Source organism: Vibrio sp. Vb1574 (assembly GCF_033338675.1).
In genome coordinates, this window is the sequence record NZ_JAWOTC010000045.1 from 1 (window position 1) to 24,250 (window position 24,250).

Consider the following 24,250-nt stretch of genomic DNA (forward strand, 5'->3'; position numbering starts at 1 on the left):
AATGTCTCACATGTTATCGCCGTACCGTCAGAAACATAGAACACATCACGACTTTGGTTATTTATTTGCATTTCTGTTTAATTTTTCAAAATCTTTTGAGTAGGATGGTAAACATAATATTAATAAATCAGTTTGGCTTTCAGTTAGGTTCACCACAGCTTTAAAAATTCTTTTGAATTTTTTTCAGCCAGAACGTAATCGTTTGCCTTTGATATCAATCTAAATGAAGCAATGTATGGTCAACGTGTAATAACAGCCAACATGCGATTGTTTAGAACGATTTAAGTCCCCCTACTAAGCTGCAATGTTTCTGGAGAAAGACATGCAAAAGAACACCCTCTGGTTCAATGGCCTATCCATGGATGATGTCGACAAAGTCGGCGGTAAGAATGCTTCACTTGGCGAAATGGTTTCTAACCTAGCGAACGCAGGCGTTTCTGTACCAAATGGTTTTGCGACAACCTCATACGCGTTTAACCAATTCCTTGACCACGAAGGTTTGGATGAGCGTATTCACCAATTACTTGATGAACTAGACGTTGAGGATGTGGAAGCTCTGCGTAAGACAGGTGCAACCATCCGTCAATGGGTATTAGAGGCCCCTTTCCCTGCGGACCTTGAACAAGAAATCCGTGAAAACTACCAAGAACTGATTGAAGGCAACCCTGAGCTTTCAGTCGCAGTTCGTTCATCTGCTACGGCAGAAGACCTGCCTGATGCCTCTTTTGCTGGTCAGCAAGAAACGTTTTTGAACGTGAAAGGCATCGACGCAGTACTAGAAGCAACTAAGCACGTTTACGCTTCTCTATTTAACGACCGTGCGATCTCTTACCGTGTACACCAAGGTTTCGACCACCGTGGTATCTCGCTATCGGCGGGTATCCAACGTATGGTGCGTTCAGACAAAGCTTCTTCGGGTGTAATGTTTACGCTTGATACTGAGTCTGGTTTCGACCAAGTTGTCTTCATCACCTCTTCATGGGGCCTAGGTGAAATGGTCGTTCAAGGCGCAGTAAACCCTGATGAATTCTACGTTCATAAGCCAATGCTTGAAGCAGGTGAGCACCCGATCGTTAAGAAAACATTTGGCTCTAAGTTGATCAAAATGATCTACTCAGACAACCAAGAGATCGGCAAACAAGTTGATATCGTTGATACTTCTGATGAAGAGCGCAACACGTTCTCATTGAACGACGACGAGATTAAAGAGCTCGCAAAACAAGCAATGATCATCGAAAAGCACTATCAGCGTCCAATGGACATTGAATGGGCAAAAGATGGCATTGATGGCAAGCTGTACATTGTTCAAGCGCGTCCTGAAACCGTATGTTCACAAACGGAACAAAACGTGATTGAGCGCTACGAGCTACAAAACAAAGCGGATGTTTTGGTTGAAGGTCGTGCAATCGGTCAGCGCATCGGTAAAGGCGTGGTTCGCTTGGTTGACTCTCTGGACCAAATGTCTTTAGTCCAAGAAGGTGACGTGCTAGTTACAGACATGACTGACCCAGATTGGGAACCAGTGATGAAAAAAGCATCTGCAATCGTAACCAACCGTGGTGGCCGTACTTGCCACGCTGCCATCATCGCTCGTGAGCTTGGTATTCCTGCAATCGTTGGCTGTGGCGATGCGACAAGCAAGTTAACCGATGGCGCAACCGTGACCGTATCTTGTTCAGAAGGTGAAACGGGCTACGTTTACCAAGGTGAACTTGAGTTTGATGTAAAACGCTCTTCTGTTGATGAACTGCCACTGCTACCAACAAAAGTGATGATGAACGTGGGTAACCCTGATCGTGCGTTTGACTTCGCACAAATTCCAAATGAAGGTGTTGGTCTTGCTCGTCTTGAATTCATCATCAATAAGATGATTGGTATCCACCCGAAAGCATTACTTAACTTTGATGCACAAAGCGATGAGCTAAAAGCAGAAATCACTCAGCGTATTCGTGGTTACAAAGATCCTATCGATTTCTACGTAAGCAAGCTGACAGAAGGTATCGCAACCATTGCTGCGGCATTTTGGCCGAAACGCGTTATTGTTCGTATGTCTGACTTTAAGTCTAACGAATACAGCAACTTGGTTGGCGGTAAAGCATACGAACCGCATGAAGAAAACCCAATGCTTGGCTTCCGTGGCGCGTCTCGTTACATTTCTCCAGTGTTTGAAGACTGCTTCGAGCTAGAAACTCAAGCAATCAAACGCGTTCGTAACGAAATGGGTCTGAAAAACGTTGAAATCATGATCCCATTTGTGCGTACACCAAGCGAAGCAGCATCAGTGATTGATTTGCTAGCGAAGTTTGATCTGCGCCGTGGCGATCAGGGTCTTAAAGTCATCATGATGTGCGAACTGCCATCCAACGCGGTCCTTGCCGATGAGTTCTTGAAGTACTTTGATGGCTTCTCGATTGGCTCAAACGACATGACTCAGCTAACGCTTGGACTTGATCGTGACTCTGGCGATGTTGCACATCTATTTGATGAGCGCAACCCAGCGGTTAAGGTGATGCTTCAGATGGCGATTGATGCGGCAACAAAAGCAGGCAAATACGTTGGTATTTGTGGTCAAGGCCCATCAGACCACGACGACCTAGCGGAATGGCTAATGGATCAAGGTATTAGCTCTGTATCACTAAACCCAGATACGGTTATCGATACTTGGTTAAAACTCGGTAAAGTTAGCAGCAAGTAACACACGATAAACTCTAGCCCTCACACTCCCCTTGTGAGGGCTTTGTTATTCACACGTCATTTCACAATCAGTTCGTGATTCCTCTCTCAAGTTCGTCATTTAGTCAATTTCATTATCAAAGTCTGATGACCTAAAATGAATGGTATATCGATAACTCCAGAGAGAATTTGATGAAAAAGCCTATCGCACTCCTTACTACATTGATGCTCCTGGCATCCCCTGCTTATGCCGATTGGGATGAAATTTCCAATAAAATGTCTGAGCTTGGCGACGCAGTTTCTGATACTGCCCAAGATGCTTGGGACGACACCAAAGCGTTTTCAAAACAAGCGTGGCAAGATTTCACGAATTGGTCCGAGGAAGCGATCAATACCGCAGGCGAATGGACAGAAGCCAGCATCGAGAAAAGCAAAGAATGGATAGATGCTGCCGACAAAAAAATTGATGAGCTGATGGAAGGCGATACGCCAGAAGAAGCTCGCCAAGCCGTGGACTTAATGGCAGATAGCGCTTTGCTCAAGTTATTTAATGAAAAGCCGGAGGCAAAAGCTATTTACGACAACGCGTACGGCTACGCGGTCTTTGATTCTCGTAAATTATCTTTGCTGTTTCACACCAACTCAGGGTCAGGAGTCGCAGTGAATAAGGAAACAGAAGAACGCACTTATATGAATATGTTTGGTTTGGGCGTTGCACTTGGGGCTGGCGGCAAATTTTACCAACAAGTGGTTCTGTTTGAGAGCAAAGAAGACTTTGATACGTTCGTCAACGAAGGATGGGAGGCCACAAGTGAAGCCTCTGCTGTTGCGGGCGAAGATTCAGAGCAACTTTCAAAACAATTTAACAGCGGCGTCGCCGTCTATCAGTTGAACGCTAAAGGTTTGCTCATCGATGCTAACGTGTCTGGTTCTAAATATTGGGTTAACGAAGAGCTCACTAACTCGCAGTAATGCATAGCAACTAATCGCTTAAATAAAACCGTTGTTATGCACCCTTATCAATAAGTTAACGGGGATATGATTCCTCAAAACTGAGCACTTACGCAACTTTCTCTATGGAAGTCACCAGAAGATGGCGACTTCCCTTTCTCGTTGGATTGCTTTTGGTTATGCTTGCGCAAAACCACCTGCAATTCGGTATCCCATGCCTGACAATAACTTTAATAATCTGCTAGCAGAAGCAATTTCTGCTCTTAACACGCCTAACTTTACTCCTAAACTTATGCGTGTCATTCGCACTCTTTTTCATTTTGATTGCGCAGTTATTTTAGGTTACCGAGAAGGTAAACATCCTATTTATCTCTACGACTCAATTGAGAACGAGCGAGAGTTACTTTTTCAACGCTACCTTACTGACTCATTTCAAAATGACCCTTTTTTTCTCAAACTAAACGAGACAAAGCAACAAGGCGTATTTACGCTCAAAGACGTGGCGCGTAAAGGCGTTGACTTCACCTCATACTGCGAGCAGTTCTATCATCAAACAGGGTGGAAAGACGAGCTTAGCATGCTAGTCGAAGTTGAATCTGGCCGTTGGGTCATGCTGTACTTCGGATATATGACTGATGGAAAATACTTTTCTCAGCAACAAATCAATAAGCTAAAGCCCTATTTCCCGATAATTCAGTCGCTTTGTCAGCAGCATTGGAAACAAACGGAATTTACCTTTTCTGAGCCTGTTTTTGCACAGAGTGCTTATTCTGGCAGTATGCGATTAGCCATTGAGCAAGCTTTAGCAACGTTTGGCGTAGAATCACTCACCCGTCGCGAACAAGAGGTGGCTTCGCTTCTCGCTCAAGGGTTTGACACCAAAGAAATTGCCGCGCGGTTACACTTAGTTCAAGGCACGGTCAAAAATCATCGAAAGCGAATTTACTCGCAATTAAATGTGTCTTCATTGAGTGAGTTATTCCAGCTTTTCCTCAATCACCTCATTCTCCATTCAAGATAAAAACTGTCCCTTAAGGGATATATCGAGAAAAGGTGTCGCGTTTTAGTCTAAATGTAACAACCACTAAGACAGACAAAAAGAATGACGACACCATTACTGCAAGATTTACAAGATCGTGGCTTGATTGCACAAGCCAGCGATTTGGAAGAAATTCAGACACTTCTCTCACAGCCACAAACCGTTTACTGCGGCTTCGATCCTACAGCTGGCAGCTTGCATATCGGCCACCTCGTGCCTTTGATTATGCTTAAGCGCTTTCAAGATGCCGGACACCAAGCTGTTGCCTTGATTGGCGGTGCAACGGGCATGATTGGCGACCCAAGCTTTAAAGCGACTGAGCGCAGTCTGAACTCAGAGGAAATCGTCTCAGGCTGGGTTAACGATCTTTCTAATCAAATTCAGCAGTTGATGAATCACCAACTGACCAAGCCGATGATCATGGTGAACAACGCTGACTGGATGAAAGCGATCAATGTGATCGACTTCTTCCGCGATGTGGGTAAGCACTTCTCGATCAATACTATGGTCAACCGAGAATCGGTAAAACAACGCCTGCAACGACCTGACCAAGGTATCTCCTTCACCGAATTTAGCTACGCCCTACTGCAATCGTACGATTTTGCCGAGCTAAACCGTCGATACGGTTGCCGTTTGCAAATCGGTGGCAATGACCAATGGGGAAACATCGTCAGCGGGATCGATTTAACTCGCCGTCAAAATGGTGAGCAAGTATTTGGCTTAACTCTGCCGCTGATCACCAAATCCGATGGTACCAAATTTGGCAAAACCGAAGGCGGTGCAGTATGGCTAGATCCTAGCAAAACCTCTCCTTACGCGTTCTACCAGTTCTGGCTTGGCGCAGAAGACGCAGACGTTTACCACTTCTTGCGTTACTACACATTCTTGAGCTGCGAAGAAATTGCCAGCATTGAAGCGCAAGACCAAGCAAGCCAAGGTAAGCCACAAGCACAACGTATCCTCGCTGAGGAAATGACGCGATTTGTTCATGGCGAAGAAGGCCTAGCTAGCGCCGAGCGCATCACTCAAGCTTTATTCAGCGGTAATGTGCAACAACTGAGTTTGGGTGAATTAAAACAATTGGAGTTGGATGGTTTACCAAGCATTGAGAGCGCACAACAAGATTTGGTTGAGCTGTTGATTGAGTCGGGTTTAGCAAGTTCGAAGCGTGTTGCACGCGAACACATCAGCAACAACGCCATCAGTGTAAACGGTGAAAAAGTGTCGGCTGATAACCCAAGTTTGAGCTTCCCACTGTTTGATCAATATTGGTTACTGCAACGCGGTAAAAAGCACTTCTGCCTCGTGAAGCGTGCCGCGTAGTAACACTCGCAGTACAAAGCCCATAAAAATTCCCCTCACCGCTTTCGTGATGAGGGGAATTCAAATTTGAACGATTTTAAGCCTAACAATAGGCAAAGGCGTTGCTTATTGCGTTCTTAAACGTTGCCAGTACTTTTCGTAAATCGCTAACGTTTCTGCGCCAACATCATTAATAAACTCGCCTTTTTTCATGTCTTCTGATGAAGGGAAAATAGTACGGTTATTTTTCAACTCTTCTGGCAATTTGTCACGCCCAGCGTTCGTTGCCGACGCATAACCCAAACTGGTCACGATTTCCGCTTGGTTCTCTGATTGGTACATGAAATTAATAAATTTATGCGCCAATGCTTTGTTTTTACTGCCAGACGGAATAGTGAAGTTGTCCATCCACAATACCGCGCCCTCTTCCGGCATCACGAACTTCAGCTCAGGCATTTCAACCTGTCCTTGGAATGCGTTGCCGTTCCATTGCATGCCGACCGATGTTTCACCGGACACGTAAGGGACTTGCGGCGCATCTGAGTTGTACAGTAATACGTTGTTTTTCAGCGCTACTAGAGAATCAAAAGCCTGCTCGATTTCAGCTTCGTCTTTTGTATTCACGCTATGGCCATTTTTCTTCAGCGCCATACCGAACACGTCGCGGACGTCATCAATCAACATAACTTGTTGTTCGTATTGAGACTCCCATAAGTCTGCCCATTTGGTCACTGGTTGCTCAACTATGGATTCGTTGTAGCTGATCCCTGTAATGCCCCAAATATAAGGCAGAGAGTAATCATTTTTCGGATCGTGCGCTTGGCCAAGTAAGCCGTCCATTGTGTCTTGCATGTTTGGCACTTGAGCGTGATCTATTTTCGAAAGCAGTCCTTCTCGACCCATTTTTTCAATGAAGTACGCAGAAGCAAAAACCACATCGTAACCAGAACCTTTTAGCAATTTTAGCTTGGTATACATTGATTCATTATTCTCAAAGGTCGAATAATTAATCGTAACGCCTTCTTGTTTTTCAAACGCTTTTAACGATGCTTCCGGCAAATAGCCACCCCATGCATAAACGTTCAACGTTTTGCTATCTGCATGAGCAAACATGCTGAGCACAAGAGCACTCAGCCCCAATCCTTTGATGATTAATTTCATGGTATGCGATCCAACCAGTCCAGCGACGCGCTGGGATTCGGGTGCATAATTAGGTAATTATTACCCAATTGAAAGAAAATTTAATTAATCTTTAACAGCAAAAATATTTATCGAATTTATAAAATTAACGCATGTTTTTAATAGCGACTGTGCATACCAAAATGATGAGACATTCCATCTTCCATTCGGCCACCTTTCCAGCCACCAGAACCGAGTAAATTAAGCACATCTTGAGCGGTATAATCGGCACCAGAAAAGAAATCATGCGCCACGTCTGAGCGTATTGCTTGCAACTCTGGTTGGTTTTCCAAATCAAGATGTTGCGGATCCGCATATAATGCCAACGCAATTTTTTGTTGGCACGCGCTTAACTCGCTGGTGCTCGTCTTTACCTGACCAACCGAAAAGTACTCACGACTGCCGTATCCCACCACCAATCTGGTACTCATTAGTTTAATCACTTTCTTAATGCGGCGACGTTGTATAAATCTCAACATGTTTTGTTATTCCTGTATTAAGTTGGCTATGGTCGTATTCTTTTGTTCGAATTAAAACACTCTGTTTTATCCGCGAAATTTCTCTAGCGCTTTTCGCGATGATCGGTTGTATAATACGATCCTGAAATATTTTGTTACCTCGGTAACCCCTGAGACTGCAACATGAACAACAGCAGATGGGTCGGCTTTATAGGCGGCACGATTGTCTTACTTAGTACCTTTATCCTCTTCGGATCTTCCGTCCACGCTGCTTGGTACCGAATCCCTGCGGAAGCCATTCATGGTATCGCCTTCACTTTGGCTTTTGGTTTAGGGTTAAACAGCCTGCTGGCGTACGCGACGGCAGTGATTACTCTTGCTGCACTATTCTACATTGGCTTTGTCGTTAGCTATCGGGTCCATCAGAAACTTAAATAGTCTTCTGTCTCAACCTGAGCTTAATAACGGATACTTGGTAACTAAAAAGGGAGCAAACGCTCCCTTTTTAGTTATCAGCATATAGATGTTCTATGCCCGCTTTAATCATTAAGGTGGCATACCCTCAACGACTGCTGCATACCTGAAACATCATCACCTAAATACTCAACCGTCATTGGAACATTGACCAACAGAGTAAAACTAGAGTCACTGAACCTTCCATCAGCATCACTCTCCAAATGAACAAAAAACGCAGGCTTATCCGCAATCAATGTAATTCGCCTCCCTTCAATAGAGACATCTATATTGGCTTTCACTATCGGCAAGGTTTTTAGCTCGTGAGTACTAAACCATGTGTTGCTTATTCTGTCTTCACCGATTTGCGCTTCAACATAGAAGAAGCCTGACGTAAGTTCATCCTTCTCGATCAATTCATCCAACTGCCACAAAATCGTATTGCTGTCTGCTATGACTGTTTGTTCTAAGCTCCAACATTGCTTTTCTTCCCCTTGCCAATCTACCCACTTAAGCAGTGCGTTGACGCTTGCGGACTCTTTTGCATCATTGAGCAAATGTAGGCTCAACTTGCCTGTATGCTCGGAAAATACCAAATACTGCGGCGCAAAAAAGCGTTTTGCATGGTAGTGCAACTGCTTCCATCGACCACTGTATTCCAAACTAGACCAAGAACTGACAGGCCAATTGTCGTTGAGTTGCCAGTACAGCATGCCGCGACAAACTGGAGAAATGGCACGCCAATGATCGCATGCAGTTTTGATCGCGATTGCCTGCTGAACTTGACTTAAATACAGCATGCTCTCAAATCCAGAGGGAAAACGAAAATAGCGCGTGAACATCTCTGTGATAATACTATTACCACGAGGGTTCTTCTGATGTTGTTCGAAAGTTGGGGATGTAATATTCCAGTCTTGCTCAGGGACAAACCGCTTAACTTCAGCAAAAGATGGCCAAGATTGAAAACCAAACTCAGAGCAAAAACGAGGATTCACGTCAAAGTAGGCACTGAATGATTTTCCTGAATGCCAAACGTCCCAAAAGTGCATATCGCCTTTACTATCATCATGCCACGCATCACCGAAATCCAGTTCACCATTACATGGGGAACTTGGCCAGAAACGGCGAGTGCTATCTTGCTCGGTAATCTCCTTCTCAATCATGCGGTTGAGGCGATCGTAGTTAACCGTGTATTTGACTTTGCTGCGCTTAGATTCGTCATACCAACCAATAGCTCCAATCACTTCATTGTCACCACACCAAAGTGCGATTGATGGGTGCTCCTTGAGCCTAGGGATTTGGAATCTAAGTTCTTCTTCTACCTCTTTTAAAAACTCGTCGTTTGATGGGTACAACGAGCAGGCGAACATCATGTCTTGCCACACCAACAAGCCAAGTTCATCACAAAGGTTATAAAAGATTTCACTCTCGTACTGACCACCGCCCCATACGCGAATCATGTTCATGTTGGCGTCAACCGCACTTTGCAAAAGGTTGCGATAACGTGTTTCGTACTCTCGCCCCGGCATTGCGTCAATAGGGATCCAGTTGGCACCTTTAGCATTAATCGGTACGCCATTGACGATAAATTCCATTGCAGAGCCGTGCTCATCAGCTTGATTATTTAGAGTTAGCTGACGCAAACCAATGTTGTGCGTTAACTTTTGCTCTCTGCAAGAAATGGTAATGGGATAGAGATACGCTTCGCCATAACCCGATGGCCACCAGCGTTGAGGCTCCAAAATGTGGAACTGGCAATGATAGTGACCACTTCCTTTTGTTTGAATACATTGACGCTCACCATTAAATTCAACCATCATTTCATGGCGTTGACTGTCCGTTTCCACTTCAACTACTACATCAAGAAACACACTCCCATCGGCTTGCCATTGCTGCTCTGTCGAGAAGCCTTTGAGCCAAAGCTCATTCACAATGTCGATTTGAATGGGGTCGTAAATACCCGATACCATCAAGCAAATGCCCCAGTCCCATCCGGAATGGCATTGTGTTTTGCGGATCAAGTTCATGTGTGGAATTTGGTTGTTGCCCATTGCCGACGGAATAGGAAATGGCAGTTTTTTTGCTCTTGCGATACCTTCTAAATCCGCCCGAGCAAACTCAACCCGAATCGTGTTAGTACCTTGCTTTAAATGCGGTTTAATATCCACACGTTGCTGGGTAAACATGTTGCTGCAAGTTAGTGCTAGCTCACCATTAACATAGAAGGTTGCCAAGGTATCTACACGAGTTAGCGTCATCCAAATTTGCTTGGCAGACAACGTAAACGCGTCGACGTCAAACTCACGTGAGATATGCCACTCACACTCTTCAATCCATCGAACTTTGTTTTCATTATCGGCAAAATAAGGATCTGGAATCTGCTCTGCTTGTAAAAGCGCCGACACATTATCGCCCGGAATAAACATTGGAATTTCAAGATTGGGACGCTGTGGCGAGGTAAGCATCCACTGCCCGTTAAGTTCGAAGTGAGTCATCGAGTTAAACCTTAGCTTGGGAAAAACATATTTTCTCAATGTAATCCTGATAATCCCATGCAAAAACAAGGGAAATGTTAATTACATACGAAATGCGGTGCATTTCACGTAAAAACTCTTTCTTTTGATCTCTACCCAAAAATCAGCAACTTGGCTAACCTGTTAAAAATTAATCGAAATCTAAGGTTATATTTGCAACTTCGACATGTTAACATCATCGGCTTTTTGAACATCCTCACACTTTTCGTTGAAACGATGTGAGGGGAAATGCACGGCTTCATAGCCCTAAAAAGCGAAGTAATTATGTCAAATATGACGAATGCCGCCTCCCACACAGCGCCTATTCAGGATGCTGACTATTCTGCTATTCATCCCCCATCTTTACTCAAGCGCCTCGAACTCACCAATCCTGTCTTTTGGTTAAGTGGTAGCTTCCTCACTCTATTCGTTTTACTTGCTCTAACGAATACCGACTCTCTAACCGCAATGGTTAACACCGGCTTCGGCTTTGCTACTAAATATTTCGGAGCTTACTGGCAAGTACTGCTTCTTCTGAATTTCCTAATTGGTTTGGCTCTTGCGTTTGGTCGCACTGGTTATGTGCGCCTAGGTGGTCTAGCGAAACCTGATATTGATAACTTTAAGTGGTTGTCAATCGTACTCTGTACTCTACTTGCAGGTGGTGGTGTGTTCTGGGCCGCAGCTGAGCCTATCGCGCACTTTGTGACTGCTCCGCCTCTATACGGGGAAGCCTCACCGAAAACTGCCGCAATCAATGCCCTATCTCAGTCTTTTATGCACTGGGGCTTCTTAGCTTGGGCGATCCTTGGTGGTCTATCTTCCATTGTCTTAATGCACTTGCATTACGATAAAGGCCTGCCTCTTAAGCCGCGTACTCTGCTTTACCCTGTTTTTGGTGATAAAGCCATTAAAGGCTGGATTGGTGATGTTGCTGACGCATGTAGCATCATTGCAGTAGCAGCAGGAACCATCGGTCCTATCGGCTTCTTAGGTTTACAAATTAGCTACGCGCTAAACTCATTGTTTGGCCTGCCAGATACGTTCGTAACGCAAAGCATGGTTATCATGGCGGCGATCCTGATGTATACCCTTTCCGCACTGAGCGGTTTGAGCAAGGGTATTCAAATCGTCAGTCGTTACAACATCATTTTGTCTGTACTATTAATTGGTTACATCCTGTTCTTCGGGCCGACAAGCTTTATCGTTGATGGCTACGTGCAAGGCGTTGGTCGTATGGTGGATAACTTCTTCCCTATGGCACTTTACCGTGGTGATACAGGCTGGCTAAGTTGGTGGACAGTATTCTTCTGGGGTTGGTTTATCGGTTATGGCCCAATGATGGCGATCTTTATTGCTCGTATCTCTCGTGGTCGTACAATTCGCCAATTAATCATGTCTATTAGCATCGCGGCACCGCTGATTACTTGCTTCTGGTTTAGTATCGTTGGTGGCAGTGGCCTTGCGTTTGAACTTGATAACCCTGGTTTGATTTCATCTGCGTTTGAAGGCTTTAACTTGCCTGCAGCACTGCTAGCGATTACTGGTGAATTACCTTACCCAATGATCATTTCGGTTCTGTTCCTGATCTTAACGACAACATTTATCGTGACGACGGGTGACTCGATGACTTACACAATCAGTGTAGTGATGACGGGCTCAACAGAACCAAACGCAGTGATTCGCTCGTTCTGGGGTCTGATTATGGGTATTGTCGCTATTGCGCTCATCTCAATGGGCTCTGGTGGTATTTCTGCATTGCAGTCTTTCATTGTAATTACTGCCGTACCTGTGTCTTTCATTTTGCTGCCAAGCATTTGGAAAGCACCCGGCATTGCAAGCAGAATGGCGAAAGAGCAAGGCCTCGTTTAAACCGCCTCTCTAACCAATATGCGAAAAAGAGCCCTTCATTGGGCTCTTTTTAATTCTGCGCTTTATCCTACGCTATCAATGCGAATCATCACTGCGTCTGGACGCCAATACTCGAATTCGCAGTCCATTAAATGCCCATCTTGTTTGTAGTTTACCCGCCGAATTTTCAGAACGGGTTGTCCTTCAGCTAGGTTCAACGCCTTAGCGACATGAGCAGGAGCTGACGTGGGAATCACATCAAAACGAGAGCGCTTTGTCTCGTAACCATACTTCTCACGATAAATGCCTGTCAGGGACATGGTGAGGTTCTCAGACAATATACCCTCAAACAGTGCCGCTTTGAGCACGTTCTCAACAAACAATACCGCTCGCCCATCAATAAAACGTAACCGTTCAATTACATAAATTGGGGTAATTCGCTCAACCTCTAACGATTTGGCATACTCACCTGCGGCCATTTCACTTCGCACGTTGAGTAGCTTAGTTTCTGCAATACGATGCTGCTCTCGAATCATCTGATGGAAGTGAGAACGAGACAACGGGTTGTAACAGATACGCTCAGGAGATACATACCAACCCCGGCGCTCTTCTCGATAAATAAGACCTTCCGTTTCCAAAGACACCAACGCATCTTTGATAGTGATTCGAGTCGTAGAAAACAGCTCACTGAGCTCTCTCTCTGACGGCAGTTTTTGTCCTTCCGACATGATGCCGGAAAGAATCTGCTGTTTTAAGCTGCTTCTAATTTTTCCTAATTGGGTACCAAATTGTCCGGTGCCTGTCGCTCTCATTCTGATCTAGTCCAACGATAATTTGACGAATAACATAAGGCGTTTACGTAACAAAAATATGACATTAATCAACAGAACACATACTGAACGTATGAAATATAAGTGCCATATAAAATCAGCAAAACTGTCAAATTACTTGCGCTAAATCGTCACATTCCATCCATAGCATACAAAGCGAACTTACTGACCTAGTCCAGAAGGATGGAGACAATGAAAACTTTGCTAAGTCGTTCAATTACCGCACCAGCGGCAATCATTGCGGTAACGCTCGCTACGCCAACAGTAGCGAAAGAAGCCGATATTGAATCTTTGGTAGCTGCAGCACAAAAAGAAGGGGCGGTTTACAGTGTGGGTATGCCTGACAGTTGGGCAAACTGGAAAGACACTTGGGCTGATTTAAAGTCAAATTACAACCTTAAGCACCAAGACACGGATATGAGCTCGGCTCAAGAAATCGCAAAATTCGAAGCTGAGAAGAAAAACGCGACCGCAGACATTGGTGACGTAGGCTTTGCCTTCGCACGTGTAGCGGTTAAAAAAGGCGTCACTCAGCCATATAAACCAACAACTTGGAATGACATCCCAGATTGGGCAAAAGACGAAGATGGTCATTGGGCACTTGCTTACACTGGCACTATTTCTTTTATCTCCAACAATAACCTCGTAAAAGACGCGCCAAAAACGTGGGATGACCTATTAAAAGGCGACTACAAAGTGACCGTAGGTGACGTAGGCGTAGCAGCACAGGCAAACAACGCGGTTCTCGCCGCAGCGTTCGCCAACGGTGGGGACGAATCCAACCTCAAGCCTGCGCTCAAATTCTTTTCTGAACTCGCGAAGCAAGGTCGTCTTTCATTTACCGATCCGAACATCGCCAACCTAGAAAAAGGCGAAGTGGAAGTGGCGATCATGTGGGACTTCAATGCATTGAACTACCGCGACAAAATTGACCGCGACCGCTTTACAGTGAGCATTCCTCAAGATGGCTCTGTGATTTCTGGTTATACAACCATAATCAATAAATACGCGAAGAACCCTAATGCAGCAAAACTTGCTCGTGAATACATCTTCAGCGATCAAGGGCAAATCAACTTAGCAGAAGGTTATGCGCGTCCAATCCGCACCAACATCACACTGCCTCAAGCAGTGCAAGACAAGCTAATTGCTAATGACCAATACAGCAATGTTCACCCAGTGACTGACTTCTCAGCTTGGGAAAAGTCCGCACGTAAGCTGCCACGTCAATGGCAAGAAAGTGTCTTAATCCACCAGCAATAAGAGTAAGTCGTTATGAGCAATAAGGTCATCCTTGTTGTTCTAGATGGACTGAACTATCAGGTAGCCCGTGATTGCATGGGCTACCTCAATGGTCTTCTAGAACAAAGTCGTTCCCAACAAGAAACTCGCGCAACGCTTTATCCTGTGCAGTGTGAGCTGCCCTCTATGTCTCGCCCACTTTATGAGTGCATTTTAACGGGCGTTCGCCCTGTAGAAAGCGGCATCGTAAACAACAATATCGTTCGTCTATCCAAACACGATTCCATTTTCAGTTTGGCAAAAGCCCAAGGAAAAGTGACCGCTGCGGCTGCCTACCACTGGGTAAGTGAGCTTTATAATCGCGCGCCGTTTGAACCTGTTCGCGATCGTTTCACGCATGATGAAACCCTGAATATCCAGCACGGCTGCTTTTACCATTGGGATCATTATCCTGATGAAGCCTTGTTCCTGGACGCAGAGTATTTACGCCGCAACTATCAACCTGATTTCTTACTGATCCATCCGATGAATATCGACGATACAGGACATAAGTTTGGCCTAGACTCTCGCCAATACCGCAATTGTGCGCGAGGTGCAGACATTATTCTTTCCAACTACATCGATCAATGGCTTGCTGATGGGTATCAAATCATTGTGACTAGCGATCATGGCATGAACAACGATCTTTCTCACGGTGGGATTTTACCTGAAGAGCGAGAAGTTCCCCTGTTTGTCATTGGTGATAAGTTTACCCATCAAGATTGTCATATTAAGCAAACTGATATTTGTGGCACCGTTTGTCAATTGCTAAACCTTGACCACACGAAGCCATACACTCAGGAATTGTTAGCACTATGAGCAGTTCAGTCCTCTCCCCAAGCTCCAGCGAATCACGCTCAAATTTGGCAAGTACTTGGTTAAAGCGCTTTAAGCCAGCCATTTGGTTGGTGCCTTTCGCGCTGTTTTTCTACCTATTTCAACTCGCACCGATGATTTGGGTACTGTTAAACAGCTTTATCTACGATGGCGAGTTTGCCTTCGATAACTACATTGAAGTGCTCGACTCCGCCTTTATGATGCAGGCGTTTGGCAACAGTTTGTGGTTAGCTGTATGGTCGAGCATTTTTGGCTTAGCCATTGCGACTCTGTTGGTCTCTTCTCTGCGCAGAGTCGATTCTAAAGTCCGCGACGGTGTGATTGCGTTTACGAACATGAGCAGCAACTTTGCAGGCGTACCTCTGTCATTCGCTTTTATTATTATTTTGGGCACCAACGGGGCGATTACCCTTTTGCTCAAGCAGTATGGCTTACTAGGTGATTTCGACCTTTATGGTAAATGGGGCCTGCTGGCCATTTACATCTACTTCCAAATCCCGCTGGCGGTATTGTTGATCTACCCTGCGTTCGACGCGTTGAGTGATGATTGGCAAGCTGCTGCTGCGCTACTGGGAGCCAAAACATCACAGTATTGGGCGAAAATCGCGCTGCCAGTGCTCTCACCAGCCTTATTCGGTACCTTTATTATCTTAATAGCCAACGCAATTGGCGCTTATGCGAGTGTTTATGCGCTGACCTCCGGTAACTATAACGTCATCACAATTCGAATTGCGAGTCTGGTATCGGGAGACCTGTTCCTTGAACCTAATCTCGCCGCTGCAATTTCGGTGATTCTAATGGCGTTACTTGCCTTTATCACAGTGATTAACCAATGGCTCATTTCGAAAAGCTATGCAGGTAGGAAGTAGTCATGAACAACGTTAATACTCGATTCCATAAAACGGTGGTTTATTCCATTGTTGGGATCATGCTCATCCCGATTTTAGCGACCTTTGTCTATTCGCTTTCATCACGCTGGGGCGCCACGGTGCTTCCAGATGGTTTCACTTTTGATTGGTACGTTAAATTGCTGACCGACCCACGCTTTTTGCAAGCATTTGGGCGTTCGCTGTTTATTTGTATTGCTTCGCTAACCCTCAGTGTGATTCTAGTTCTGCCAGCGATATTCGTGGTGTTTTACTACTTTCCAAGGCTCGATAAGCTCATGAACGTATTGATTTTGCTACCATTCGCTGTACCACCAGTGGTGTCCTCCGTCGGCTTGCTTCAACTTTATGCTGACAGTGAAATCTCCCTTATCGGTACTCCTTGGATTCTAGTAGGTACTTACTTCACCATCGCGTTACCGTTCATGTATCGTGCGATTTCTAATAGCTTCGAAGCAATTAACCTTAACGATTTAATGGACGCTGCACACTTGCTAGGAGCAAGCACAACCAAAGCGTTTTTGATGGTCATTTTACCTAACCTCAAAAAAGGACTGATGGCATCGCTTTTCCTTTCATTTTCATTTCTATTGGGAGAGTTTGTGTTCGCCAATATTTTAGTCGGCACACGTTATGAAACCCTGCAAATCTACTTGTATAACATGCGTCAGACGAGCGGCCACTTTACGTCTGCCTTAGTGATGACTTACTTCCTATTTATTTTTTTACTGACTTGGTTGGCAAGTCGTTTCAGCCGAGGAGTCAAACAATGAGCTACGTAACAGCGAAAAATCTGACTAAACGTTTTGGTGATAACACCGTATTTGAGGACATTCACTTTAACATCGAGCAAGGTGAATTCATTACGCTTTTGGGCCCTAGCGGTTGTGGTAAATCGACACTACTTCGCAGCCTTGCTGGGCTTAACCCTGTCGATGGAGGCGAGATTTGGGTAAACGGAGAAGATATCACGCATCAAGTCCCGCAAGAGCGTGGTATTGGGATGGTCTTTCAATCGTATGCGCTGTTTCCCAATATGACCGTCGAAGGCAACATTGCATTTGGCTTAAAAATGAAAAAGCTTGCGAATGATGATATTCGACGTGAAGTGGCTAAAGTCATCAAACTGGTGGATCTGGCAGGTAAAGAAAAACACTATCCGCATCAACTTTCTGGTGGTCAGCGCCAGCGTGTCGCACTCGCTCGAGCGTTGGTGGTGAAACCTCGCATATTATTGCTTGATGAACCACTTTCTGCGCTTGATGCCAAAATCCGCAAACACCTTCGTCAGCAAATCCGAGATATTCAGAAAGAGATGAATCTCACCACTATCTTCGTAACTCATGACCAAGAAGAGGCGATGATTATGTCTGATCGTATCTTCCTAATGAGTAAAGGAGAAATTGTTCAAGCAGGAACACCTGAAGAAATTTATACTCATCCTGCTAACGAGTTTGTGGCCGGTTTCATGGGGCACTACAACCTTGTAGAGGCCAATAAAGCCAAGCAACTCTTCAACATTGATACCGAATGGAAAGTGGCGATTCGCCCAGAGTCTATATATGTAAAAGAGCAAGGTCGTCAATATGATAGCCACATCTCAGCGCCACAAGTAGGTACGATCACCAACCACCAGCTTCTAGGTAATGTTATTCGCTATCAAGTGAACGTTGAAGAGTGTGAGCTCACTGTTGACTTGCTTAACCGCTCTTCAGAACGCTTACTAGCGAATGGCAGCCAACTAGAGCTACTCTTTAACCTAAACGAAATTCAACCAGTGAGAGCCTAAACATGTCCAAACCTTTGTATGTTTTTGATATGGATGAAACCCTAATAAACGCTGACTGCGCAATGATTTGGAACGAGTTTATGGTTGATAGAGGCATCGCGACTGATCCTTTATTTATTATGGAAGATCAGCGTCTAATGGCCTTGTACTCTGAAGGCAAAATGGACATGGAAGATTACCTAGCGTTCTCCATGAAGCCACTAGAAAACATGCCGATTGAAGAAGTAAACGCCTTGGTTGAAGAATGTGTTGAAAGCCATATTCTGGCTAAACAGTTTCCTCAAGCCAAAACCCTGATTGAGCAACTGTCTCGTGATGGTATAGATATGGTTATCATCTCTGCCAGCGTCACTTTTTTGGTGGAAGCCGTTGGTCGCCGTCTTAATATTCCAACCGCACTCGGAATTGATTTAATCGAGAAAAACAACCGTTATACTGCTGAAATCGACGGTATTCCGAGTTATCGTGAAGGCAAAGTCACGCGATTAAAACAGTGGCTAGAAAATCAGCCTGAGCCTTATTCCGAAATCCATTTCTATACCGATTCAATCAACGATTTACCGCTTTGTGAATACGCGAACTACGCTTATCTGGTAAATCCATGCCCACAACTAAAAGAACACGCCAACAGACCGAATTGGAGTGTGTTAAGTTGGGGGTGATCTAGCCTCAAAAGGCCGTTCTTCCTAAGTAAATACTTTTCTATTTGTTCAAAGAGCAGTTCTTTCTGCTCTTTTTTACTTCTCTTCATCACAAATTAATCACTTGATTAAATACTGATTAATTTTTCACATGTCGCATGAGAAATCAGCGTCTTATAATTAATCAAATGTTTAATATTTTGAGAGAAGATTGTGACGGAAGCGCATCGAAGGGCGGGAAGACCCACAGATAATATCGACGCACGGGAAAAACTGATTTTCCACGCGCGCGAACTCTTCACCATTATGGCTTATGACAAGGTCTCTACTCGCCTAGTCGCGCAGAAAGCAGGCGTGAACGTGGCGATGATTCGTTACTACTTTGGCAACAAAGAAGGCTTGTTCGAGACCATGTTGCGCGAAACACTGTCACCGATGCAAAAGCAGATGCAGACGTTGGTATCCAACAGTAACGAGCAAAACTTTCTCGATCTAATGCGCACCTACTACCGCGAAATGATCAAGGTACCACAGTTCCCACGCTTAGTTGCCCAAGTTATGAATATGCCCCCATCGGAAACCCAACGCAAACTGCTCGAAAAAGTCTTCGCAGATATCAGCAAGCCAATGCAAGGCGTGATCTTTGATAAGTTGATCGACAGTGGCGTTTTACGAAAAGACGCCGACCCTCAACTTTGTCGCGTCTCTTACATCAGCTTGATGGTGTTTCCTTTTATGGCACCACCAGCACTGCTCGCCATTCATGGCATTGAACTTTCTGAAGCCTTCTTGAACCGATTATTCGAACACAACATACAACTGATGAAACATGGATTTTTGGACTCGGGCGACCAATATGAAGATAAATAAAAAGCTGCTGTTCTTTCCTGCTCTTGCGGTGGGGGTCGTCATTCTGTTTTTGGCGATTAGCCTAAAACCAGATTTGCCCGTAAAACCCTCTGGAGATCGTGCACGGTTGGTCGAGACGATTCCACTTGAGCTAAAAGCCATTGCTCCAGTAGCCATAGGGTTTGGCAAGATCGCCCCAAAATTGGAATGGAAAGCGATAGCCGAAGTGACGGGTAAAGTGGTCTACCGCCATCCGCAACTGGAAAAAGGACAAGTGTTGCAAGCAGGGACAGAAATCTTGCGCATCGACCCGCTCGATTACGAGTTGAAACTGGTTCAAGCTCAAGCCGATCTCAAATCTGCCCAAACCTCTCTGGCTAAGCTGAACCAAGAAGAAGCGAATCTCAAAAGCACACTCAAGATAGAAGCCAACCGTCTGGTTATCGCCAACAAAGAGTTAGACCGTAAACAAAACCTACGTAAGAAAGGCTTAACCTCGCAATCGGATGTAGATCAGCAAGAGCAAAGCGCGCTCTCTCAACGTAAGTTAGTACTGGATATTGAAAATCAAATTGGTTTGATGCCGGATGAGAAACGAGTCGCGGAAGCCCTAGTTAAAGTTAATGCATCAAAAGTGGATGAGGCCGAACGCTCGCTTGATAAAACCATCATCACGCTTCCTTACGATTTGCGTATTGCTGACGTAGAAATTGAGAAAAAGCAAGTGGTTAACCTCCAACAAACCATGGTGACAGGACATGGTATTGATGTCATGGAAGTGGAAGCTCAACTATCCATTCATGACATGCAAACTTTGGCGGCGAGCATCGGTGAGTTTGTCCGCGATGAATCTGGTATTCCACAACCTGATATGAATGCGATTCATGCCAACATTGAACTCAGCAGCGGTAACCTCTCTGCAAGCTGGCCTGCGAAAGTTGCACGCATCAGCGAAACGGTTGATCCAAGCCAAGCGACGGCCGGTGTGATTCTGGAAATTGAACAAGACTACCGTGCATTAAACCCAACGTCTGCGCCTCCATTGGTGAACGGCATGTTTGTGCGAGCCTTAATTGAGGGGCAAGAGAACCCGAGTTGGGTCATCCCAGAGCGTGCGCTTCATGGCGATAAGATTTACCTGATGGGCGATGACAACCGTCTGCAAGTCGTCACGGTTGAAGTGTTATATCGTCGCAATAACCAAGTGGTGATCGATGGTGAACTAGAGCAAGGTCAGAAGCTGATCATCAACGATTTGCTGCCTGCGATTAACGGCATGCTATTGAAAGAGTCACCTGAACAGTCAGAAACGGCTATTGAGGAGTCTGATTCATGATCCGATTCTTCGCCAAGCATCCAACAGCAGCCAACTTGCTGATGCTAACGCTGCTGATATTGGGGATTTCTTCACTTTCCACGATTAAGCGTGAAACTTTTCCTGAGTTTGATCCGCCCTACATCCTAGCTGGTGTGGTTTACCCCGGCGCTTCCCCTCAAGAGGTAGAAGAGAGCATCTGTATCCGAATGGAAGATGCTGTCGATGGCCTTGCCAACATTAAAGAAACTCAGTGTGAAGCGATTGAGGGTTCTGCGCGTCTTATCTTAAAACTGAATGAAGAAGCCGACATCGGCCGCATGCTGGTTGATGTTCAGACTCAGATCAACTCGATTAATGACTTCCCACAAGAGATTGAATCCCCCGTTGTACAAGAGTTGGATTGGAATGAGCCAGTTGTCGATGTCGCGATCACTGCAGACACCACATGGCCAGAGCTAAAAGCCTATGCAGAACAACTTAAACGCACATTAAAGCTCGATTATGATGTGTCTTTGGTTGAAGTTGCAGGCTTCTCTGACCACCAATACCGAGTAGAGTTAGACACTCAAGCTATCCGACAACTTGGTTTGAGTGTTGGTGATATTGCAGAGCAGATTGGTCGTCAAAACGTCAAGTTGCCAAGTGGTAATGTCGAAACGCCAGATAAGAACTTTCTGATCCGCTTTGATGAACGACGTGTGACGCCAGAAGAGCTTGAGACTATCGTCGTGGGCTCTGGTCCAAATGGATCAATCATCCGTCTAAGAGACATTGCAACGATTACCGACCGATTTGAATTGGACGAACAGAAAGTCCTCTTTGATGGTCACCCTTCTGCCCTACTAAAAGTCAGCAAAAACAAAGAAGACGATGCACTGCGCATTAAAGAACGTGTTGCTCAATTTGTCGAAGAACAACAAGCCATCGCGCCAGACGGTGTGATGCTACAAATGACCAATGACCTTTCATCCGTGCTTTGGGATCGCCTGACCATGATGGTCAAAAACGGTTGGCAAGGTATCATTCTGGTCTTCGCCACCATGTGGTTGTTCTTTAGTTTTCGCTACTCTTTTTGGGTCGCAGCTGGTTTGCCCGTGGCCTTCTTAGGTGGGTTATTTTTGATGGCGCAACTTGGCTTGTCTATCAATATCATGTCATTGGTCGGGTTACTCATGGCCATCGGTATCATGATGGATGATGCCATCGTTATTGCCGAATCGATTGCCGCTCACCTCGACCGAGGAAAAGAGATCGATGATGCCGTGATTAAAGGAGTGAAAAAGGTACTGCCGGGGGTCATTTCTTCCTTTTTAACTACGGTGTGTATTTTCGGTAGCTTGTTATTCTTGCAAGGTGAAATGGGTGCGGTACTTAAAGCGGTTCCTCAAGTTCTGATCCTCGTACTGAGTTTAAGTTTGGTGGAAGCCTTCTTGATCTTACCTAACCACCTTTCTCATTCACTGCATAAACAAAAGCAAGAGCGAACAACACCGAAGTTCAAACAAAAGCTGCTCGCTTCTTTTGAAAACTTCCGCAACACCACCTTGGTCAACGCAGTCGATAAAGTGGTCGAGTATCGCTATGCCTTTATGGGCGGCGTGGTTGCGTTACTTCTTATCTCCGCTGCCACGTTAGTTGGCGGTTTGCTCAAGTTTCAACCCTTCCCTGAACTGGATGGCGACATTGCAGAAGCGCGCATTATTCTTCCACCAGGTTCTTCTCTGTCTCAAACGGAAGCTGTCGTCGATAAGATCGTCGCTTCCGCTCAAAAGCTAGATAAAGAATGGACAGAGAAAGTGGAAGACGGCAATCCATTGGTTCTACACATCACCAGTCAATTCAACGCTAACGCCGACGCGAATGAATCTGGCCCTCACATTGCCACGGTACGTCTGGATTTGCTGGGCGCCGAGAGTCGTAACACACTCATCGATGAATTTATCGACGCATGGCGTGAAGACATTGGTGAACTTGCGGATCCTATCTCACTGGTATTTAAACAACCGACCATGGGGCCAGGTGGCCGGGCGATTGAGATTCGAGCGAAGCATGATGATCTGGATGCACTCAAAGCAGCCTCTATCGACATTCAACAATACTTAAATGAGTTTGACGGTGTCCATGGCGTGTTGGATGACATGCGTATGGGTAAAGAAGAAGTCTTGGTAAAACTGCGTCCGGGCGCAGAAGCTTACGGGATTAACGGCCAACTCATCGCCAATCAATTGCGTGCAGCTTTCTTTGGCCAAACCGCAGACGAGATTCAAGTTGGGGTAGAAAACATTTCAATCGAAGTTCGCCTCGATAAAGCACAAGCCGGTGACTTACAGCAATTGGCAAACTTTCCGATTATCTTGTCCGATGGCAGTCAAATCCCCCTCGCAACCATTGCGACTTTGGATTTCCAACGTAATTACGTAAGAATCCAGCGCATTGATGGCTTGAGGACTGTGAGCGTATTCGGCGATATCGACAATACGAAAGCCAACTCAACCGCCATTATTCGTCAGTTCCAACAGGATGAAGCGCCAAAGCTTATGCAAAAGTATCCTGGTCTTCGCTTTGATTTTGAAGGTGAAGCCAAAGATACCGCTGAAACTGGCGCATCAATGGGTAAAGGCTTCTTGCTTGGTTTGTTTGGCGTGTTTGCGATTCTGAGTTACCAATTCCGCAGTTATTTGGAACCATTCGTCGTCATGCTTGCGATTCCCCTCGCCTTTATTGGCGTGGTATGGGGACACATCCTACTCGGTCACTCATTAAGTATGCCAAGTATGATGGGCTTTGTCTCACTAGCGGGGATTGTGGTGAATGACTCGATTCTGTTAGTTCAGTACATACGCCATCATGTGGATGAAGGGGATAATGTGCATGACTCGGTAGTCAAAGCCAGTCGGGAACGCTTTAGAGCAGTATTCCTAACATCAATGACCACTGCAGCAGGTTTGCTTCCGTTACTGACTGAAACCAGTTTGCAAGCACAGGTTATCCAACCACTGGTTATCTCCATCGTGTTTGGTATTTTCGCATCCACTCTGCTGGTGTTGTTTATGATCCCTGCTGCGTATGCCATTTTAGCTGACTTCGGCCTAGTCCATAAGCACGAAGAAATCTAAAACGACTGATAAGTAAACTTATCAAAATGAACAAGAGCGGCTTAGGTCGCTTTTTGTTCAATACCAATGCGTTAAAAAACACACAATCACTTAACAAGCAGAGGGTTATTGTGTCTCATTAAGTGTAAATATGAACAGTTAAGGATTAAGTATGTTGAGTTTTATATAACCAAATCAAATAACCAACACAAGATTTATAATATGTTTTATTGTCAAAAACGGCATTTCACAGAGTAAAAATACACGCAGGCAACACATTCACAATTTAAACTCACGATAATGAAAA

General features: G+C 45.2%; 19 protein-coding genes. 15 read left to right on the forward strand and 4 right to left on the reverse strand.

Annotated features, from left to right (window positions below; genetic code table 11):
* The first annotated feature begins 322 nt into the window (after positions 1-322).
* From ppsA to tyrS, 4 genes are all read left to right on the forward strand, one after another.
* The gene (gene ppsA, locus R7O12_RS20140) at positions 323-2,695 is read left to right on the forward strand and encodes a phosphoenolpyruvate synthase (RefSeq protein ID WP_053304595.1); all 2,373 of its coding nucleotides are present in this window, start codon (positions 323-325) and stop codon (positions 2,693-2,695) included.
* A gap of 170 nt (positions 2,696-2,865) precedes the next feature.
* Complete coding sequence (locus R7O12_RS20145) at positions 2,866-3,645, forward strand: hypothetical protein (RefSeq protein WP_005373824.1); 780 nt, start codon at positions 2,866-2,868, stop codon at positions 3,643-3,645.
* A gap of 193 nt (positions 3,646-3,838) precedes the next feature.
* Positions 3,839-4,645, forward strand: a complete 807-nt coding sequence (locus tag R7O12_RS20150) for a response regulator transcription factor (RefSeq protein ID WP_021707696.1) — start codon at positions 3,839-3,841, stop codon at positions 4,643-4,645.
* A gap of 81 nt (positions 4,646-4,726) precedes the next feature.
* Entirely contained in the window at positions 4,727-5,986 is a 1,260-nt protein-coding gene (gene tyrS / locus R7O12_RS20155) for a tyrosine--tRNA ligase (protein ID WP_054577720.1), read from the forward strand.
* Positions 5,987-6,091: 105 nt separating this feature from the next.
* Here tyrS and R7O12_RS20160 read toward each other — a convergent pair whose 3' ends face one another.
* Positions 6,092-7,126, reverse strand: coding sequence for a PotD/PotF family extracellular solute-binding protein (locus R7O12_RS20160; RefSeq protein WP_054577719.1), 1,035 nt, complete (start codon positions 7,124-7,126; stop codon positions 6,092-6,094).
* Positions 7,127-7,263: 137 nt separating this feature from the next.
* Positions 7,264-7,623 carry a DUF6559 family protein gene (locus tag R7O12_RS20165; protein ID WP_054577718.1) on the reverse strand — a complete coding sequence of 120 codons (360 nt, stop codon included), beginning with the start codon at positions 7,621-7,623 and terminating at the stop codon, positions 7,264-7,266.
* Positions 7,624-7,785: 162 nt separating this feature from the next.
* On the opposite strand from R7O12_RS20165, the gene R7O12_RS20170 reads away from it, so the two are divergent.
* Positions 7,786-8,040 (forward strand): hypothetical protein, encoded by a 255-nt coding sequence (locus R7O12_RS20170; RefSeq protein WP_005387084.1) that lies wholly within the window; start codon positions 7,786-7,788, stop codon positions 8,038-8,040.
* Between the two features lie 101 nt (positions 8,041-8,141).
* Here the strand turns inward: R7O12_RS20170 and R7O12_RS20175 are convergent, their stop codons facing one another.
* Positions 8,142-10,550, reverse strand: a complete 2,409-nt coding sequence (locus tag R7O12_RS20175; protein ID WP_318126306.1) for a beta-mannosidase — start codon at positions 10,548-10,550, stop codon at positions 8,142-8,144.
* A gap of 303 nt (positions 10,551-10,853) precedes the next feature.
* Here R7O12_RS20175 and R7O12_RS20180 point away from each other — a divergent pair, with 303 nt between their 5' ends.
* Positions 10,854-12,440, forward strand: a complete 1,587-nt coding sequence (locus R7O12_RS20180) for a BCCT family transporter (RefSeq protein ID WP_005373846.1) — start codon at positions 10,854-10,856, stop codon at positions 12,438-12,440.
* Positions 12,441-12,502: 62 nt separating this feature from the next.
* Here the strand turns inward: R7O12_RS20180 and R7O12_RS20185 are convergent, their stop codons facing one another.
* Positions 12,503-13,231 carry a UTRA domain-containing protein gene (locus R7O12_RS20185; RefSeq protein WP_005387087.1) on the reverse strand — a complete coding sequence of 243 codons (729 nt, stop codon included), beginning with the start codon at positions 13,229-13,231 and terminating at the stop codon, positions 12,503-12,505.
* A gap of 210 nt (positions 13,232-13,441) precedes the next feature.
* On the opposite strand from R7O12_RS20185, the gene R7O12_RS20190 reads away from it, so the two are divergent.
* The 9 genes from R7O12_RS20190 to R7O12_RS20230 all read left to right on the forward strand — a co-directional run bounded on the left by R7O12_RS20190 (position 13,442) and on the right by R7O12_RS20230 (position 23,964).
* On the forward strand, positions 13,442-14,509 hold the full coding sequence (locus tag R7O12_RS20190) for an ABC transporter substrate-binding protein (protein WP_005373851.1): 1,068 nt from the start codon (positions 13,442-13,444) through the stop codon (positions 14,507-14,509).
* A gap of 12 nt (positions 14,510-14,521) precedes the next feature.
* Positions 14,522-15,346 carry an alkaline phosphatase family protein gene (locus R7O12_RS20195; RefSeq protein WP_005373854.1) on the forward strand — a complete coding sequence of 275 codons (825 nt, stop codon included), beginning with the start codon at positions 14,522-14,524 and terminating at the stop codon, positions 15,344-15,346.
* Entirely contained in the window at positions 15,343-16,233 is an 891-nt protein-coding gene (locus R7O12_RS20200) for an ABC transporter permease (RefSeq protein WP_005373856.1), read from the forward strand. The genes R7O12_RS20195 and R7O12_RS20200 overlap by 4 nt, the downstream gene beginning before the upstream one ends.
* 2 nt (positions 16,234-16,235) lie before the next feature.
* On the forward strand, positions 16,236-17,024 hold the full coding sequence (locus R7O12_RS20205) for an ABC transporter permease (RefSeq protein ID WP_005373859.1): 789 nt from the start codon (positions 16,236-16,238) through the stop codon (positions 17,022-17,024).
* Positions 17,021-18,040 (forward strand): ABC transporter ATP-binding protein, encoded by a 1,020-nt coding sequence (locus tag R7O12_RS20210; protein ID WP_005373862.1) that lies wholly within the window; start codon positions 17,021-17,023, stop codon positions 18,038-18,040. The genes R7O12_RS20205 and R7O12_RS20210 overlap by 4 nt, the downstream gene beginning before the upstream one ends.
* Positions 18,041-18,042: 2 nt before the next feature.
* A complete protein-coding gene (locus tag R7O12_RS20215; protein WP_005373864.1) occupies positions 18,043-18,702 on the forward strand; it encodes an HAD family hydrolase in 660 nt (219 codons plus the stop codon).
* Positions 18,703-18,894: 192 nt separating this feature from the next.
* Positions 18,895-19,551 (forward strand): TetR/AcrR family transcriptional regulator, encoded by a 657-nt coding sequence (locus R7O12_RS20220; RefSeq protein ID WP_021707693.1) that lies wholly within the window; start codon positions 18,895-18,897, stop codon positions 19,549-19,551.
* Positions 19,538-20,866, forward strand: a complete 1,329-nt coding sequence (locus R7O12_RS20225) for an efflux RND transporter periplasmic adaptor subunit (protein WP_005373868.1) — start codon at positions 19,538-19,540, stop codon at positions 20,864-20,866. The genes R7O12_RS20220 and R7O12_RS20225 overlap by 14 nt, the downstream gene beginning before the upstream one ends.
* On the forward strand, positions 20,863-23,964 hold the full coding sequence (locus R7O12_RS20230) for an efflux RND transporter permease subunit (protein WP_005373870.1): 3,102 nt from the start codon (positions 20,863-20,865) through the stop codon (positions 23,962-23,964). The genes R7O12_RS20225 and R7O12_RS20230 overlap by 4 nt, the downstream gene beginning before the upstream one ends.
* Positions 23,965-24,250: the final 286 nt, after the last annotated feature.

Bases quoted from the DNA above. Each gene is read 5' to 3' on its own strand.
- ppsA (WP_053304595.1), top strand. From the start codon at position 323: ATGCAAAAGAACACCCTCTGGTTCAATGGCCTATCCATGGATGATGTC.
- R7O12_RS20145 (WP_005373824.1), top strand. From the start codon at position 2,866: ATGAAAAAGCCTATCGCACTCCTTACTACATTGATGCTCCTGGCATCC.
- R7O12_RS20150 (WP_021707696.1), top strand. From the start codon at position 3,839: ATGCCTGACAATAACTTTAATAATCTGCTAGCAGAAGCAATTTCTGCT.
- tyrS (WP_054577720.1), top strand. From the start codon at position 4,727: ATGACGACACCATTACTGCAAGATTTACAAGATCGTGGCTTGATTGCA.
- R7O12_RS20160 (WP_054577719.1), bottom strand. From the start codon at position 7,126: ATGAAATTAATCATCAAAGGATTGGGGCTGAGTGCTCTTGTGCTCAGC.
- R7O12_RS20165 (WP_054577718.1), bottom strand. From the start codon at position 7,623: ATGTTGAGATTTATACAACGTCGCCGCATTAAGAAAGTGATTAAACTA.
- R7O12_RS20170 (WP_005387084.1), top strand. From the start codon at position 7,786: ATGAACAACAGCAGATGGGTCGGCTTTATAGGCGGCACGATTGTCTTA.
- R7O12_RS20175 (WP_318126306.1), bottom strand. From the start codon at position 10,550: ATGACTCACTTCGAACTTAACGGGCAGTGGATGCTTACCTCGCCACAG.
- R7O12_RS20180 (WP_005373846.1), top strand. From the start codon at position 10,854: ATGTCAAATATGACGAATGCCGCCTCCCACACAGCGCCTATTCAGGAT.
- R7O12_RS20185 (WP_005387087.1), bottom strand. From the start codon at position 13,231: ATGAGAGCGACAGGCACCGGACAATTTGGTACCCAATTAGGAAAAATT.
- R7O12_RS20190 (WP_005373851.1), top strand. From the start codon at position 13,442: ATGAAAACTTTGCTAAGTCGTTCAATTACCGCACCAGCGGCAATCATT.
- R7O12_RS20195 (WP_005373854.1), top strand. From the start codon at position 14,522: ATGAGCAATAAGGTCATCCTTGTTGTTCTAGATGGACTGAACTATCAG.
- R7O12_RS20200 (WP_005373856.1), top strand. From the start codon at position 15,343: ATGAGCAGTTCAGTCCTCTCCCCAAGCTCCAGCGAATCACGCTCAAAT.
- R7O12_RS20205 (WP_005373859.1), top strand. From the start codon at position 16,236: ATGAACAACGTTAATACTCGATTCCATAAAACGGTGGTTTATTCCATT.
- R7O12_RS20210 (WP_005373862.1), top strand. From the start codon at position 17,021: ATGAGCTACGTAACAGCGAAAAATCTGACTAAACGTTTTGGTGATAAC.
- R7O12_RS20215 (WP_005373864.1), top strand. From the start codon at position 18,043: ATGTCCAAACCTTTGTATGTTTTTGATATGGATGAAACCCTAATAAAC.
- R7O12_RS20225 (WP_005373868.1), top strand. From the start codon at position 19,538: ATGAAGATAAATAAAAAGCTGCTGTTCTTTCCTGCTCTTGCGGTGGGG.
- R7O12_RS20230 (WP_005373870.1), top strand. From the start codon at position 20,863: ATGATCCGATTCTTCGCCAAGCATCCAACAGCAGCCAACTTGCTGATG.